Source organism: Citricoccus sp. NR2 (assembly GCF_027594385.1).
In the GTDB taxonomy this organism is placed as follows: Bacteria; Actinomycetota; Actinomycetes; order Actinomycetales; family Micrococcaceae; genus CmP2.
The window spans coordinates 1,898,830-1,914,843 of record NZ_CP115154.1; the positions used below are offsets into that span (position 1 = coordinate 1,898,830).

At 66.7% G+C, this 16,014-nt stretch carries 9 protein-coding genes; 6 read left to right on the forward strand and 3 right to left on the reverse strand.

All coding sequences use genetic code 11. The annotated features are described in order from the left end of the window. The first annotated feature begins 87 nt into the window (after positions 1-87). Genes O1A05_RS09010 through bioB form a run of 3 tightly spaced genes read left to right on the forward strand, consistent with a single transcriptional unit; the run spans position 88 to position 7,991 of the window. Positions 88-3,363: an ATP-dependent helicase gene (locus tag O1A05_RS09010; protein WP_270104885.1), complete on the forward strand. Its 3,276-nt coding sequence runs from the start codon at positions 88-90 to the stop codon at positions 3,361-3,363. Next, entirely contained in the window at positions 3,360-6,764 is a 3,405-nt protein-coding gene (locus O1A05_RS09015) for an ATP-dependent DNA helicase (protein ID WP_270104886.1), read from the forward strand. Before O1A05_RS09010 ends, O1A05_RS09015 begins: the two co-directional genes overlap by 4 nt. 39 nt (positions 6,765-6,803) lie before the next feature. Next, the gene (gene bioB, locus O1A05_RS09020) at positions 6,804-7,991 is read left to right on the forward strand and encodes a biotin synthase BioB (protein WP_270104887.1); all 1,188 of its coding nucleotides are present in this window, start codon (positions 6,804-6,806) and stop codon (positions 7,989-7,991) included. A gap of 16 nt (positions 7,992-8,007) precedes the next feature. On the opposite strand, the gene O1A05_RS09025 is transcribed toward bioB, so the two are convergent. Then, the gene (locus tag O1A05_RS09025) at positions 8,008-9,300 is read right to left on the reverse strand and encodes a phosphotransferase (RefSeq protein WP_270104888.1); all 1,293 of its coding nucleotides are present in this window, start codon (positions 9,298-9,300) and stop codon (positions 8,008-8,010) included. Between the two features lie 121 nt (positions 9,301-9,421). Here O1A05_RS09025 and nudC point away from each other — a divergent pair, with 121 nt between their 5' ends. Then, positions 9,422-10,444 (forward strand): NAD(+) diphosphatase, encoded by a 1,023-nt coding sequence (gene nudC / locus O1A05_RS09030; protein ID WP_270104889.1) that lies wholly within the window; start codon positions 9,422-9,424, stop codon positions 10,442-10,444. A 28-nt stretch (positions 10,445-10,472) separates the two neighbouring features. Beyond that, a complete protein-coding gene (locus tag O1A05_RS09035; RefSeq protein ID WP_270107540.1) occupies positions 10,473-12,626 on the forward strand; it encodes an ATP-dependent DNA helicase UvrD2 in 2,154 nt (717 codons plus the stop codon). Here O1A05_RS09035 and O1A05_RS09040 read toward each other — a convergent pair. Further along, the gene (locus O1A05_RS09040) at positions 12,593-13,684 is read right to left on the reverse strand and encodes a ThiF family adenylyltransferase (protein ID WP_270104890.1); all 1,092 of its coding nucleotides are present in this window, start codon (positions 13,682-13,684) and stop codon (positions 12,593-12,595) included. The genes O1A05_RS09035 and O1A05_RS09040 overlap by 34 nt on opposite strands. A gap of 163 nt (positions 13,685-13,847) precedes the next feature. On the opposite strand from O1A05_RS09040, the gene O1A05_RS09045 reads away from it, so the two are divergent. Then, a complete protein-coding gene (locus O1A05_RS09045) occupies positions 13,848-14,483 on the forward strand; it encodes a M48 family metallopeptidase (RefSeq protein WP_270104891.1) in 636 nt (211 codons plus the stop codon). On the opposite strand, the gene O1A05_RS09050 is transcribed toward O1A05_RS09045, so the two are convergent. Further along, a complete protein-coding gene (locus O1A05_RS09050) occupies positions 14,465-15,874 on the reverse strand; it encodes a zinc-dependent metalloprotease (RefSeq protein ID WP_270104892.1) in 1,410 nt (469 codons plus the stop codon). The genes O1A05_RS09045 and O1A05_RS09050 overlap by 19 nt on opposite strands. Between the last annotated feature and the right edge of the window lie 140 nt (positions 15,875-16,014).

Here is a 16,014-nt window from a genome sequence, read left to right on the forward strand (position 1 = left end):
CTCCACGGTACCGTCTGAAGCCCGACCACGGGAATGTTCTCCACAGTGGGTGCTTATCTCGTCCGTGGTCGATGGTTGAATGGGGGCATGACGGACGTTCCCTTGAGTCTCACGACGACGGAGTCGAGCGCGCCGCGCCCGGAGCTGGACGCCGAGCAGCGCGGTGTGGTTGAGCTGGCGCCCGGCCATGGCCCCACCCTGGTGCTGGGGGCCCCGGGCACCGGGCGCACCACGGTGGCACTAGAGTACGCCGTGGAACGGATTCGCCGCGGGGACGAGGTGCTGATGCTCACCGGGTCCCGCCAGGGTGCGGACCGGTTGCGGGATCGGCTCACCGCACGGCTCACCCACGAAGGGCTGGGCACGCGGGGCGGTTCCCCGGTGCGTAGCTATGCTTCGTATGCGTTTGATCTGCTGCGCCGGATGCGGGCCGACGGGTTTCTGCCGCACCTGAATCAGTCGCCGCGGTTGCTCTCGGGTGCCGAGCAAGACCGGGTGATCGCCGAGCTGATCGAGGGGTACCGGGCCGAACCGGACTTCAGCCCCGAGTGGCCGGATTCGCTGCGTGCTGCCGTGGGTCTCGACGGGTTCCGCCGGGAGGTGCGCGAGCTGATCGACCGCACCAGCGAATACGGGGTGGACCCGGGGCGGCTGCGCGACCTCGGGGTAGAACAGCACCGCGAAGAATGGGTGGCCGCGGCCCGACTGCTGCAGGACTACCGTGACGTGCTGGACCTGGGCCGCGCCGACGCTTTTGACCCGGCCGGACTGATCACCTCCGCGTGCCGGCTCTGGGACGAGCATCCTGAATTCGCCGAGCAGGAACGGGCGCGCCTGGGAGTCATCGTCGTCGACGACCTGCAGAACGTCACCCCGGCGGTCCATCAGCTGATCCTTCGGGTGGCCACCGACCGTGACGCCGTGCTCACCGCCGATCCCGACGTCACGGTGGAAGGCTTCCGTGGTGCCCGCCCCCAGTTGGTGGGGGAGTACCCGCAGGCGCTGATCAGCGGGGAACTATCAGCAGAACAGCGCGATGAGAGAATTCATCGACTGCGCACCGGTTACCGGATGCGCCCGGACGTACACGAAGCGTGGGCGCGGGCGGCGCGTCGGCTGCCGGCGGTGCCGGGGCTGCCCGACTACCGTGGCCTCGCCGTGCCGATCCACACTGCTGAACGATGCTCCGAGACCGATGTGCACTGGGTGGCCACCGAACTGCAACAGCGCCTGCTGATCCTGCAACAGGTGCTGGATGTGCACCACCGGGAGCAGGTGCCGCTGTCCCGGATCGCGGTGCTCGCCCGCACCGGCTCCGCCGTCGCCGAGATCGGCCGCTTCCTGGAATCCGAAGGCGTGCCCGTGCGGCGCACCATGGCCGACACCGTGCTCAACCGCGAACCTGCCGTCACCCCGCTGCTGCGCCTCGTCGAACTCACCGAACCCAACGCCGAGCGGGCCGAGGAGATCCAACCCCATGCCGGCTGGCTGATCTCGGGCCGCTACGGAGGCTCCTCCGCCCTGCACCTGCGCCGGCTGCGGCAGCGGCTGCTCGCCGTCGCCCGCGATCGCGAAGACCACCGCAACTCCTCGGCCCTGCTGTCCCAGCTGCTCACCGACCCCGAAAGCTTCCACGACCTGCTCGCGCTCAATCCCGCGTGGTCAGTACCCGACTACGCCCGCGGTGCCCACCGCATCGCCCGCATGCTGACCGCCGCCGCACGCGCTGCCGGTCAGCCGGAATCCACCGCCGAAACCGTGCTCTGGGCCGCCTGGGACGCCGTGCGCACCGAAGTCGCCGCCCGCTGGGAAGCCGACGCCCTGGGCGCCGACGCCGTCGCCTCCCGCCGTGCCGACCGTGACCTCGACGCCGTCGTCGCGCTCTTCGAAGCCGCCGAACGCTACGTGGACCAGTTTCCCGGCCGCAGCGCCCACGGGTTTGTGGAGTACCTCGAACAACAGCAACTCCCCATGGACTCGCTGAGCACCCGTGCCGTCCACGCCGAATCCGTCACCGTGCTCACTCCCTCCTCGGCCGCGGGGCAAGAATGGGACGTGGTCATCCTCGCTGGTGTCCAAGACGGCGTCTGGCCCAATACCCGGCTGCGCGGCCAACTGCTCCACACCCAGCACCTGGTCGATATGGTCACCGGGCGCTCTGGGCAGACCACCTACACCGACCAGCTGGCCGAGGTCCGCGCCGACGAGATGCGCACCTTCTGCGCAGCCCTCAGCCGGGCCCGGCACCGGCTCATCGGCATCGCGGTGAACTCCGAAGACGCCCAGCCCAGCCCCTTCCTCGACGTGGTCAGCCCCTGGAACGACCCCACCGCCGCTCGGGAACTCACCAAGGTGGCCGACCCGCTCACCGAAGCCGCCTTGGTTGCCAGCCTGCGCCGCACCCTCGAAACCGGTGGTGACTCGGAGCTCAATGACGCCGCCACCGCAGCGGCTGTGCTGGCCCAACAATCCGTGTCCGGCGCCGACCCCGACTCCTGGTGGGGGCTGGCACCGCTGAGCACCGAACAACCCGTCCAAGGGCCCGGCGCCGTCGAGGATGACGACGCCATCCACCTCTCACCCTCCACCGTCGAAACGGCACTGAACTCACCACTGCAGTGGTTCATCCAACAGGTCGGCGGGCGTGGCGGCTCCACCCTGGCCATGTCCCTGGGCACCCTGATCCACTCCATCGCCGAAGACCACCCCGCAGGAACCCTGGACGAACTGATCAACGCCCTCGACGCCCGCTTCGCTTCCCTCGGGCTCGACCCCGGGTGGGAGGCCGACCAGCTGCGAGTCCGCTGCGAGAGCATGCTCGGCTTCTTTGCCGACTACGTGCGCGACATGCGCCAGCAAGGGCGCACCCTCGTCGCCACCGAGCAACGAGTCACCGTTGATGAGAGGATCGGCGACGTCCACCTCGTCCTCCGCGGCTCCATCGACCGCCTCGAAGCCACCGCCGACGGGCGCTCTTACGTGGTGGACCTCAAGACCGGCACCAATCCCCCCACCGCGAAGGAACTGGAACAGCTGCCGCAGCTCGGCGTCTACCAGACCATGCTGCGCTCGCAAGCCCTCACCGGGCTCGACGACGACGTCGACATGGACCTCCCGCACCGCCGCCGGCCCGCCGGAGCAGCTCTCGTGCAGCTGGGCAGCACCACCAAAAACCTGAAAATCCAGGAACAGGCCGCCGTTACCGACGACGACACCTGGGCCGAAAACCAACTCGTCCAGGCCGCTGGATTGGTCGCCGGGCCCACCTACCTGGCCGTCCACCGTCCCGGCAAAGAGTGCCGCCTCGGCGCCCTTTGCCCGCTGTGCGATGAAGGGAAGCAGATCACCGTATGGAACCGATGAGCACCTGGGGCACGGTCCGCTACTCCGCCCGCGACCTGGTGGACGCCCTCCAAGCCCAACGCCCCGCCGACGAGCGGCACTATCCCACCGACGAGCAGCAGCGCATCATCGAATCCGGCCCGGAACCACTACTCGTCGTGGCCGGGGCCGGCTCCGGCAAAACCCACACCATGACAGACCGGGTGGTGTGGCTGGTGGCTAACGGATTCGTCCGTCCCGAAGAGATCCTCGGCGTCACCTTCACCCGCAAAGCTGCTGGCGAACTGGCTCAGCGCATCAATGCCGCCATCGCCCGCCTCGCCGCCGACGAACAACTTGACGTCCCCTTGGACCCCGCCGATATCGGCCGAGCCAGCGTGTCCACCTACCACTCCTACGCCAACGCCCTGGTCGCCGACCACGGGCTACGCATCGGGGTCGAACCCGATGCCCGGCTGATCGGGGAGGCCCAGTCCTTCCAGCTCGCCTCCCGCGTGGTCCGTGAATTCCACGGCGACCTCAGCTTTACCAGCGCCCGCGCCGCCACCCTGGTCAAACGGCTGCGCCAACTCGCCGGTGACTGCGCCGAACACCTCGTCGCCCCCGAACGGGTGAAGGAATACTTGGCCGGACTGCAAGCCGAAGCCGACGCGCTGCCACTGAAACGAGGCCGCGGCAACGCCAAAACCCGGGGCATCGTCGAGATGATCCAGATGCGCACCGTGCTGGCCGACATGGTCACCGCCTACAGCGACCTCAAACGCGCCGAATCCGTGATGGACTACGGCGACCTCGTGGCCCATGCCGCCCGCATCGCCTCCGAGATTCCCGAGGTCGGCATCGTGGAGCGCCAACGCTACAAGGTGGTGCTCCTCGACGAATTCCAAGACACCTCCCACGCCCAAATGGAACTCTTCTCCGGGCTTTTCGGCTCCTCCTCCGGCGCAGGAATCGGCCACCCGGTCACCGCGGTGGGCGACCCTAACCAGTCGATCTACGGTTTCCGTGGTGCCTCCGCCGGCCAGCTGTTCAGCTTCCCCGAACGGTTCCCCACCCTCGACGACGACGGCGCCCGCCACCCGGCCGCCACCGCCCAACTCACCACCGCCTGGCGCAACGCCGAGCACATCCTCGACGGCGCCAACGCCATCGCCGCCCCCCTGCGCTCCGCTGGCACCACCCAGCAGATCGCCGAGCTGAAACCACGCCTTGGGGCGCCCGCGGGCGAGATCGTGGCCCACTGGTTCACCGACACCGCCACGGAAGCCGCCCGCATCGCCGAAATGTTCGCCGAGCAACTCCCCGCCGACTCCGGACGCACCGGGGCGGTGCTGTGCCGTGCCCGGTCTCAGTTCACCCCGATTGCCGAAGCACTCGACGCCGCCGGCGTGCCCTACGAAATCATCGGGCTCTCCGGCCTGCTGCGCACCCCCGAAGTGATCGAACTGAACGCCCTGCTCAACGTGCTCGCCGACCCCACCCGCTCGGACTCCCTCATGCGCGTCATCACCAACGCGCGCTGGCGTATCGGCCCGGCTGACATCTGGGTGCTTCAGGAGCACGCCCGCGGGCTCGCCCGAAGCCGCCCCGGCGCCCAGCGCGAACAAGCCCCCGAGGATGTCGACTCCTCCTCCCTCATCGAAGCCCTTCTCAGCCTGCCGCCAGCGAACTGGACGTCACCGTCTGGGCGGCATTTCAGCGTAGAAGGCCACCGCCGCCTCACCCAACTGGGCACCGAGATCACCCGGCTCTCTACCCAGCTGCACCTGCCGCTGCCGGAGCTGATCCGCTACGTCGAGCGCTCCACCGGGCTCGGCCAAGAGGTTCTCTCGCACCCCGGCAGCACCATGCCCACTGCTCGCCGCAACCTCGACGCCTTCATCGAAGCCGCCGAAAGCTTCGCAGCCAGCGCCGACCCCACCGCCGGTGACGAACTGCTCGCCTTCCTTACGTGGCTCGACGTCGCCGAAGAAGAAGAGGACGGACTCAACGCCGTCCCCGCCGAACCCACCGCGGACGCGGTCCAGCTGCTCACTGCCCACGCCTCCAAAGGATTGGAATGGGACGTCGTGGTGGTCCCCGGGCTCGCCCGGAAGACCTTCCCGTCCGAAAAGAAAGACCTCTGGACCAAAGAAACCCAAGGCTCCCTGCCCTGGGATCTGCGCGGCGACGCCGCCAGCCTCCCGCAGTGGCGCCGGGACGGCTGGGACACCCTCAACGACTGGGCCGAAGCTGCCCTCGGACGCTCTGAGAAACAGGTTGAAGAACACGGACCCGACTTCACCATGGCGGTCGACGCCCACGTCGCTACCGAGGAACGCCGACTGGCGTACGTGGCCTACACCCGAGCCAAGGACCTGCTCTGGATCTCTGGTGCCGCTTGGAAGGGCACCGCCAAAACCCAGGCGGAGCCCTCGGTATTCTTGACCGAAATGCAGGACCACCCCGCCGTCACCGTGGGCACCTGGGCCACCGAAGAAGAGATCGGCGAATCGAACCCCACCGCCGAACGCACCCTCGCTGCCGTGTGGCCCTACGATCCGCTCGACGGACCCACCGTGCTGAACCTGCAGGACTCCGCGAACCTCTCCACCGACGGCGCCACGGACATGCCCTCGCGCCTGCGGCCCCGCCGTGCCGGACTGGAAGCCGCCGCCCAACGAGTACGGGATGCCGAGGCCGACCTGAGCATGATCAGCACACCCGACCTGGCCCAGCGGGTCAGCTGGGTGCTGGACCGCCGTCACGCCCAGCGCGGTCGACCTGCAGACACCTCCATCGTGCTGCCCTCGCACGTGAGCACCTCCACCTTCGTGGAACTCGCCGACGATCCCACCGCGGTGGCCCGCCAGCTGCGCCGCCCCATGCCGCGCCAGCCCAAACCCGCAGCCCGCGCCGGCACCGTGTTCCACTCATGGATCGAGGAGCACTACGCCACCATCCGCCCCGGCGTCACCGGCATGCTGGACTTTGAAGATCCCCACCTGGCGGTCGACGACGACGTTGACGCAGCACTCGGGGTCACCGACCTGCGCGAAAAATTCAAAGCCACCCGCTGGGCCGACACCCCACCGGCGCTGGTAGAGGCCGCCGTGGAAACCACAGTCGGCGGGATCACCCTGCGCGGCCGCGTGGACGCGATCTTTCGCACCGGGGGAGACCCCTCCCAGGAGTTTGACCCGGACGCGCAATGGGAACTGGTGGATTGGAAAACCGGACAAGTACCGCGCACCGAAGACGACCTGCAGCTCAAGGGGCTCCAGCTCGCCGTGTACCGACTAGCCTGGTCGCGGCTACACCACATTCCGCTGGAGAACATCACCGGACGCTTCGTCTACATCGCCCACGGCGTGGAACGAACCCCGCACCACCTGGCGGATGAGGCCGAACTGGAACGGATCCTCGCTGAGGCGCTGGCGTAGGGCCTTTTCATTTCCTGAACAGTGTTCAATAATGACGGAATGGACCGTTATTACTCCCTCGCAGGACAGGTGCTTGCCGGGAACCCCGCAACCGCTTCTGATGCCCTGGAGATCCTGTCGTCTCCGGATGAAGACCTGACCGCCGTGGTCGCGGCCGCGGCCAGGTTGCGCCGTGCCCACTTTGGCAACCTGGTCAAGATCAACTATCTGGTGAATCTCAAATCAGGGCTGTGTCCGGAGGACTGCAGCTATTGCTCGCAGCGGCTGGGGTCGGAAGCAGAGATCCTCAAGTACCCGTGGCTACCGCGCGATGAGGCCAAGCGCCAGGCAGAATTCGGTCTGGCGGGAGGTGCCTCCCGCGTCTGCCTCGTTGCCTCCGGACGCGGGCCCTCGAATCGTGACGTCGAGCGGGTGTCGGGGATGGTTGAGGAGATCAAGGCGGCCACTCCGTCGGTGGAGGTCTGCGCGTGCCTCGGCTTCTTGAAAGAAGGCCAGGCGCATCGCCTGAAAGAAGCGGGGGTGGATGCGTACAACCACAACCTCAACACCGCTGAATCCCATTACTCCGATATCTGCTCGACACACACGTTCGCCGACCGCGTCGACACCGTCGACCAGGCACGCGCAGCAGGTCTGTCACCCTGCTCGGGTCTCATCGTCGGCATGGGCGAAACCAATGAACAGATCATTGAGGCGATCGAATCCCTGCGGCAGGTGGACTCGGACTCGATTCCGGTCAACTTCCTGATCCCCTTCGACGGCACCCCACTGGAGGGCACCTACACGCTGACTCCGCAGCACTGCCTTCGGATCCTGTGCGCGGTGCGATTTCTGTGCCCGGACCGGGAACTCCGCATCGCTGGTGGCCGCGAAATGCACCTGCGCTCCCTGCAACCGATGTCGTTGCATGTCGCCAACTCGCTGTTTCTCGGTGACTACCTCACCTCGGAAGGGCAGGCCGCTGAAGAAGATCTCGACATGATCGTCGACGGCGGATTCGAGATCGTCGGCACCGACAATGCTCGGCAACTGCGCGATCGGCTCAAGGCTCACCGCGTAGCACACCAGGCAGCCCTCGGTGTCGCGCAAACACCAGACACCTCGGTGAGCACGCTGCCGTGTGGCAAACAGGTGCCCGCGGTTGGCGCGGAGCACGCTGGCGCAGAGATCACGATCCCGATGATCAGACGCCGAGGTGCCGGAACCGCTGTGTCGCCGAACGCCTAGGTCCCGTTACAGAGTCTCAGGATTCCCGGGAGTCGTGCTCCTCGTCGTCCCGACGCTGGTGCATCGCGCGCAGCTGCTCCAGCGGGATAGGTGCGGTCTCCAGACTCACCGCATCGTCGGGCTCGGCGGGCTGCTCTGGTTCATCCGCGGGTCGGGCACCGGAGTCCGTGATGACGGCGCCATCGTCGTCTTCCTCGGTGACGTCTTCGTCTGCAGGTTCTTCAGGCTCTTCAGATACTTCTGATTCTTCTGGAGCGTCCTCGACGAGGGCAACCTTGGGAGCGTCGTCCGGCTCCTTCTCCGTGTCGGGGGCTTCGGACTCCGGGTCCGGAGTGGGTTCTGGTTCGGGTACGGGAGTTGTAGCCGGGCGGGAAGCGACTCCAATATCCTGACCACCGTGGTCGCGCACATCCTCGGCCAGCTCCTCGAGCAGGGTTGCTGCTTCACCCTGGATTTGCTCATCGTGGGTGGAGATACCCTGCACCATCCACTGAGCCAACGCGAACTCCGCGGCCAGCGAGGCCCGGCGCATCAGATTCTCGTCTGTTCCGCCCTTCATGTGCGAGCGGTACGACTCGATGATCTTCTCCACGAAAGCCGGTTCCTCCACCGAGGCCAACCATGCGAAATCGGTGGCGGGGTCTCCCCAATGCAGGTCCGTCCAGCCGGTCACGCCCACCACGCGACCGCGTTCCACCAACAGATTGTCCTCATGCAGGTCACCGTGCACCACCCGCGGCTGGAAATTCCACAGCGACGTCTCCTCCAGTGCGGCCTCCCAGCGGCGCAACAGCACACTGGGGATCGCACCCGTGAGGGCCGCCTGGTCGAGCTCATTCAACCGGCGCGAGCGGAACTCATCGGCGGTGTAGACGGGAAGATTCGCTGCTTCCACGACCGCATCGGAGAGTTGATGAATCGCGGCCGTGACGCGGCCGATGTCCTGGGGTAGTGGCTCAGAAGCGGCTACCAGCCCGTCGAGACCGATCTCCGACCCGGGCATGTTGTGATACACGAAGGTGCGCAACCCATCCAGCTGCACCGCACCTGCCACCGAGGGGGCGCGGAACGGCAGTTTCGCACGGATCGCCGGGGTGAAACCGGAGAGCACCTGCAGCTCGGTCTCGAGCCGGAACGCGGCTTTCTCATGCTTCGGCGAGCGGATGCGCCAGCGCTGATCCTCACGATCCGTGACGACCGCAGAGTCGAAGTCCCGGGCGCTATCCGGTGCGGCTGCCACCGAAACGGGAGACAGCCCGGGCACGGCTGCGCTGGCCAATGCGGCGAGTTCCATGGGCGATCGATTCACAGGCTTAACCGTAGCGACATCCACACGGTGCCGAGCCGGTCGGGCTCGGCGAGTCCGAAAATGTACACAGCCCGCATGCTCGCTTGAGGTGCGCTGGAGGCGCAGGGAGTACGGTGGAATCATGACGACGCACCGCACCGAGAGCTTTCCGCCCCTGGGACGATTGCCCCTGGCCCGTGAGGACGTCGACCGTGGCTGTGAGGTGCGCGCCCAAGAGTCCTGGCTGCCCAGCATCTGGTCCCGCCCCGAGACCCGGGTGCTCTGGCTGCACGGGGGACTGGCACCGGTGTACAACGGACAGTTGGTGCTGTGCCCAGTGCCCGACGATGACCTGGCGCCGGCCGATCGTCACGAAACCAGCGTGTACTTGGGACGCTCCCTGGAACACCGCAACGGCAGTACCGGTGGAAACAGTGCAGCGGAGCTGGTGCTGCTCATCGCCGATTCTTCAGGCCCGGCCCCCATCCTGGACCGCCCCGAGGTGGCTGGCACACCCATCGACGCCGAAAAAATCGCCTGGGTGGGCGTGCGCGACGTCGCCGCCGCCCTGTCCTCACGCGACGCCGGCATCTTCGTCGAAGCTGTCGCGGTGGCCAACTGGCACGCCCGCAACGGTTTCTGCCCCCGCTGTGGAGCAGCCACCCGGATCACCACCTCCGGATGGGTCCGCGTCTGCCCGCAAGACAACTCGGAGCACTTCCCGCGCACCGACCCGGCAATCATTGTCGCCATCACCGATCCTGACGACCGGATCCTGCTTGGCAACAACGCTCAGTGGGGTCCCACCCGGTTCTCTACCCTGGCTGGTTTCGTCGAACCGGGCGAATCCCTGGAAGCAGCGGTGAAGCGCGAAATCTACGAGGAATCGCACCTGCGCGTGCATTCCCCGCGCTACCTCGGATCCCAGCCCTGGCCGTTCCCACAGTCGCTGATGCTGGGCTTCACTGCCCGCACCGACGCCCCCGAAGAGGCCGTCTCCGACGGCGAAGAGGTACTCACCGTCCGATGGTTTACCCGCGATGAGCTGCGCGAGCAGGTCGAGCGCGGCGACGTCATGATCCCCGGGGCCAGCTCGATCGCCCGGGCGCTGTTGGAGCACTGGTACGGTGGTTCTCTTCCCGAGCCGCGCACCCTGCAGAACTGAGCGCACCACCACGAGAGGACACTGAAGCATCACCGTGACTGAGGACATTCTGGCGGGACTCGACGCCGAACAGCGCCAAGCGGCGACCGCACTGAAGGGCCCTGTCTGCATTCTGGCCGGCGCCGGCACCGGTAAAACCCGGGCCATCACCCACCGCATTGCCTACGGGGTGAAGACCGGTGTTTATGATCCGCACCGCACCCTGGCTGTCACTTTCACCGCCCGCGCCGCGGCCGAAATGCGTTCCCGACTCCGCGACTTGGGCGTGCACGGGGTGCAGGCGCGCACCTTTCACGCTGCCGCGCTGCGCCAGCTGCAGTACTTCTGGGGCGACGCCATCGGCGGACCGGTGCCCCAGTTGGTGGAGAACAAAATCCAGCTCATCATCGAGGCGGCCCGGCGACTGCGGCTCTCCACCGATCGGGCCACCGTGCGCGACTTGGCCGGGGAGATCGAATGGGCGAAGGTCTCTATGCTCACCCCCGATACGTATCAAGCAGCTGCTGCCGATCGAGAAATGCCCACCGGCTGGGACGTCACCTCAGTGACCCGGCTTTTCGTCTCCTACGAGGACGTGAAAACCGACCGCGGGCTGATCGACTTCGAAGACGTGCTGCTGATCCTGCTGGGCATCCTGGACTCAGAGCCGCGCATCGCCGCCACCATCCGCGACCAATACCGCACTTTCGTCGTCGACGAATATCAGGACGTCTCCCCGCTGCAGCAGCGCCTGCTAGAGGCATGGCTCGGCGGACGCGATGACCTGTGCGTGGTGGGGGACGCCTCGCAGACCATCTACTCCTTCACCGGGGCCACCTCCGAGTTTTTGCTCGATTTTCGCTCCCGCTACCCACAGGCCGAGATGATCAAATTGGTGCGGGACTACCGTTCCTCACCCCAGATTGTGGATCTGGCGAACAAGTTGCTCTCCGAGCGTACGGTCCAGCAGCAACGCCAGCTGGAACGGCAGATTTCCGGGAAGGCACGCGTGACTGAGGCCTTACCGCGCTGGCCGGAACCGCTGGAGCTGATCTCGCAGCGCGAGGCCGGGCCGGAACCCGAGTTCGCCGAATGCGCTGACGAGGAAGCCGAGGCCGAATGGGTGGCGGAGCGCATCACCCAGCTCATCGCCCCTGGACAGGACGGAAAACCCACGGTGGAACCGGCCGAGATCGCGGTGCTCTTCCGCACCAACTCCCAGTCCGCTGCATTTGAACAAGCCCTCACCGCTCACGGGCTGAGCTACCAACTGCGTGGAGCGGAGCGGTTCTTCTCCCGTCGCGAGGTGCGCGACGGCATCCTCCAGCTGCGCGCCGCGGCCCGTTCGGCCGATGATGTCTCCGGCGATGCGGTGGTGGGCCGGGTCAAAGACGTGCTGGGTTCTCTGGGGTTTTCCGAGAACGCGCCGCAGACCACCGGGGCGGCCCGCGAACGATGGGAATCGCTCAACGCCCTGGTCGAGCTGGCCGCCCAGCTCAGCCGCACCCGGGGCGAGGACTTCACCGTCACCGAACTGGTCGCCGAATTGGACGAGCGCGCCGCCAACCAACACGCCCCCACCATGCAGGGTGTCACACTGGCTTCGTTGCACTCGGCCAAGGGTCTGGAATGGGACGCCGTCTTTCTTGCCGGACTCACCGAGGGGCTGATGCCCATCAGCTTCGCCACCGAACAGGCTGAGATCGACGAGGAGCGCCGACTGCTCTATGTGGGCATCACCCGTGCCCGGCACCGGCTCTACCTGTCATGGCCGCAGGCACGTTCCTCGCAGCGCCGCGGCGGGCGCCGACCCTCCCGGTTCCTCCAGTCGCTGACCCCGCAAGCCCGCACGGTCGCCGGATCCGCGGAGCGCCCGACGCGTAGCCGCCAGCGGGCACGCAAAGCGACCATGACCTGTCGCGGTTGCGGCACCGTGCTGGACACCGGTGCGGAGCGGAAGATCGGCCGGTGCGAGAACTGTCCGCCCCAGTACGAGGAGCAGACATTGACCGCCCTGAAGGACTGGCGCAGCTCCATTGCCTCGCGCGACAAGGTGCCCGCCTTCGTGGTGTTCACCGACGCCACTCTCATCGCCATCGCCGAGTCGAACCCGAGCTCGCCCACCGACCTACTGCGCATCCCCGGTGTAGGGAAAACCAAAGTGGAGCGTTACGGCGACGACGTACTCGCGCTGATGACCTGAGCACAGGCGCAGTGCGGAGCGGGGGCCACCTCCAAGGTCTGCACCGCGGCCGTGGCGGCATCTAAGCGCACCACCACCCCCGGCGCCACCCCGGGTGCACCCCAGCCCGATCCGTCGATACGGTTCAGTACCGCCTGGGCTCCCAGTCCGGCGGCCGCAGCCGACACCGCGAACGACTCACCGGACTGGGCGGTGGTACCGGCCTCGCGCAACGGGGCGAAACACAGCGGGCACGGCGAGGCTCCCGGTAAGCTCCACGGGCCCACCAGCACGTCGTCATCGCGCACCACCACCGGCAGCAATGGATGTTCCGCCGCCCGTGCCTCCGCCAGAATCGTGGGTGTGATCCCACCGTGAGCGATCACCACCGTCAGGGTGCCGGCCAGCGCCGGACGAATCGGATGCGCACTGGGAAAAATCGTCTGATGCGGGAACTCCGGCTGCAACCGCCGGGCCACCGCCACCGAGCGCAACCGGCCCACATCGGCCGCCTGGTGCGTGGGCCCGGTGTCTCCGTAACTCACCTGCTCGGAATCCCACAGCAGCAACTGGCCCACCCCGGCGTGGGCCAGAATATGGGTCAGTGCGGCCCCGGTGCGCCCCAGCCCGACCACCTGGATGGAGGCGGTGCGCCGTTGCTCTAGCACCGCGGAGGGGGCCCGTGGTGCTAACAGGATGCTGTCCCCATCGCCCTGATGGGCCAGATACTCGGTGGCCTGCAGACTCGCGTACCCCACATGGAAGTCAGCGTCATAGCTGGGCGGTAGGGGAGTCTCCTCGATCTGCGGTATCGACGTCGGTGTGGATACCAACACGTCTACGAGTTCGGCGAGCAACTGGTGCACCAGGGTGGCATTGAGCCCGCATCGCTGGCCTGCCCGAATTTCGGCACCGTCCACCACCCCCTCCCGCAGCATCCGGATAAAGCGCAGCACCTCGGGTCCGGGGTCGAGGATCTGTGCATGGCGCCCGCCGGTGCCGATGCGCACACTCAGCGGGCGCCCGGCACGCGGATCGGCGTCGGTGATGATCAGGCTCAGCCCGGGGTTGATCCGCATCGTGGTTCCTTGCCGTTCGAGGGTGACTGTGAGTCATTTAACCCTGGCAGAGCAGCTCTCATCACGACGTCGGTTATCCACAGACGCGGTGGCGACGGCCTGGAATCCACAGGTTGAGAATGCAGTGGCAGGCAGACCGCCGGCGGAACGGCAGAATGGAACCATGGCAGGAAAAACCATCAGAACGTCGGAAGTGGTGACCGTGGGGTCCCAACCGGTCCGGGTCATTCGATCTTCCCGGCGCACCCGAAACATTTCAGCCCGGTGGCGTGAAGGGATGATCGAGATCTCCGTGCCAATGCGGCTGAGTAGGGCTCAAGTCACCGCATCCGTGGAGCGGATGGTCACCAAAATGCAGCGACGTGTGGAGGCCCGTCATGATTCTGACCCGGAGCTCCATCTGCGGGCCCGGCAGCTGTCGGCCACCTGGTTGGGCGGCAGCGTGGAACCCACCGAGGTGGTCTGGTCCACCCGCCAGGTGAACAGGTGGGGGTCGTGCAGCTCGGCCACGGGGCGCATCAGGATTTCCGCCAAACTGAAGCGGATGCCCCAGTGGGTGCAGGACGGGGTCCTTATCCACGAGCTAGCCCACCTGAAGTACCCGAACCACGGCCCCGAGTTTCAAGCCTTCGCTAGCCAATACCCACAGCTGGCCGAGGCGATGGCGTTCCTGGAGGGCGTCACCTTCGCGACCGAACTGACACTGGACGGCGCGGCCGAATACGGTGGCATTGCCTCACTGAACGACGACGCTGAGGAAGATCAGGATCAGGGGCAGGATCAGCTCTGGTCGTCATAACCGCCGTCGAGCAGCTTCTTCAGCTCGTCATCGAGCTTGTCGCTCTCGGCCTGGCGGGCCTCACGGCGGGTCACATAACCCTGCGGGTCGTTCAGGTCTTCTGCCGTGGGTAGCAGGTCCGGGCTCTGCCAGACCCCGTCACGGTACTCCCGGCCCTTGGCCTCTTCGATAACCTGCCACAATTCCGCGGCTTCGCGCAGCCGGCGCGGGCGCAGGTCCAAACCAACGAGGGAACCGAAAGCATGCTCGGCGGGTCCACCGGTGGCACGACGGCGGTTGATGGTCTCGCGCAGTGCCGTGGCCGACTCCAGCGGGGCCGCCGCCCGAGTCACCACCACGTCCACCCAGCCTTCGACCAGGGCGAGCGTGGTTTCCAGCTGATCCAGGGCTGCCTTCTGGGTGCCGGTGGGCTCCGGGACGAACATGTTGCCCGAGAACACCTGCTGCATCGATTCCGGGTCGGTGGGATCCACCGACTGCACCGCTTCTTCGATGCTGGACATATCAATGCTCAGCCCGGTGGCATACTGCTGCACTGCGGCGAATAGGTCGCGCTCCAACCACGGCGAATGCGCGAACAACCGCATGCGGGCGGCCTCGCGTAGCGCCAGATAGATGCGGATCTGTTCGGCGGGCACCTGCAGCCCGTCGCCAAATTCTTCAACGTTAACTGGCAACAGCGCCAACCGGTGCCCGGCCACCGGGAAGCCGGTGTCAGTGCCGGAAAGCACCTCCTGGGACAACTCGCCGATCGCGGCGCCGAGCTGGAGGCCGAACATGGTCCCGCCCATGTTCTCCAACATCGGCTGCAGATTCCCGACCATCCCGGAGACTTCTTCGGGTAGCTGGCCCGGAAGCTGATCCTTCATCGCCCGGCTCATCGCCTCTGACAGAGAGATCGCCACCGGCTCGGTCATGGACCGCCACCGCTCCATGGTGTGTTCTACCCACTCGGCACGCGACCACGCTACCGACGGGAAGCCGGTCTGCTCCAACTCACACGCCTGATCCAGCCAGAGCTCGGCCAAACGCAATGCGTCATCCACCTCGCGGGTGGCGAACGTGCCCACGGTGGGGTCCTGACCGGCGGCGGCCTGTCGAGCCGCCTGGCGGGCCAGGGTCCAGTTCACGGGACCATCGTTAGGGGACTGGCTCATCATCGACTGGAACTGCTGCATCATCTGCTGCATCATTTCCGGGTTCATCATCGACGGGTCAAACGGCATGTTCCCGCCGACGCCGCCGCCCAACTGCTCCATGGCACGGCGCACCTCCTCCGGGTCAGGCGCGTTGCCGCCGAACATGCGGCGCATCATCTCGGCGAGCGGGTCTTCCGGCTCGCCTCCTTGGGGAGTGCTGCCAGTGCCGGGTCCATCGGGCGGTGTTGTCATGTTCTTCAGCCTAGCGATTCGGCTGCACCCCGTCACAGGTTTCGTGAATCGGTTCGCTCATGGCACACACTCCACGTTTCGCCGTCAGTGGAAACCACATCCGCGTATCTCGTAGACTTGAACGGCTACCTGCTGATCTA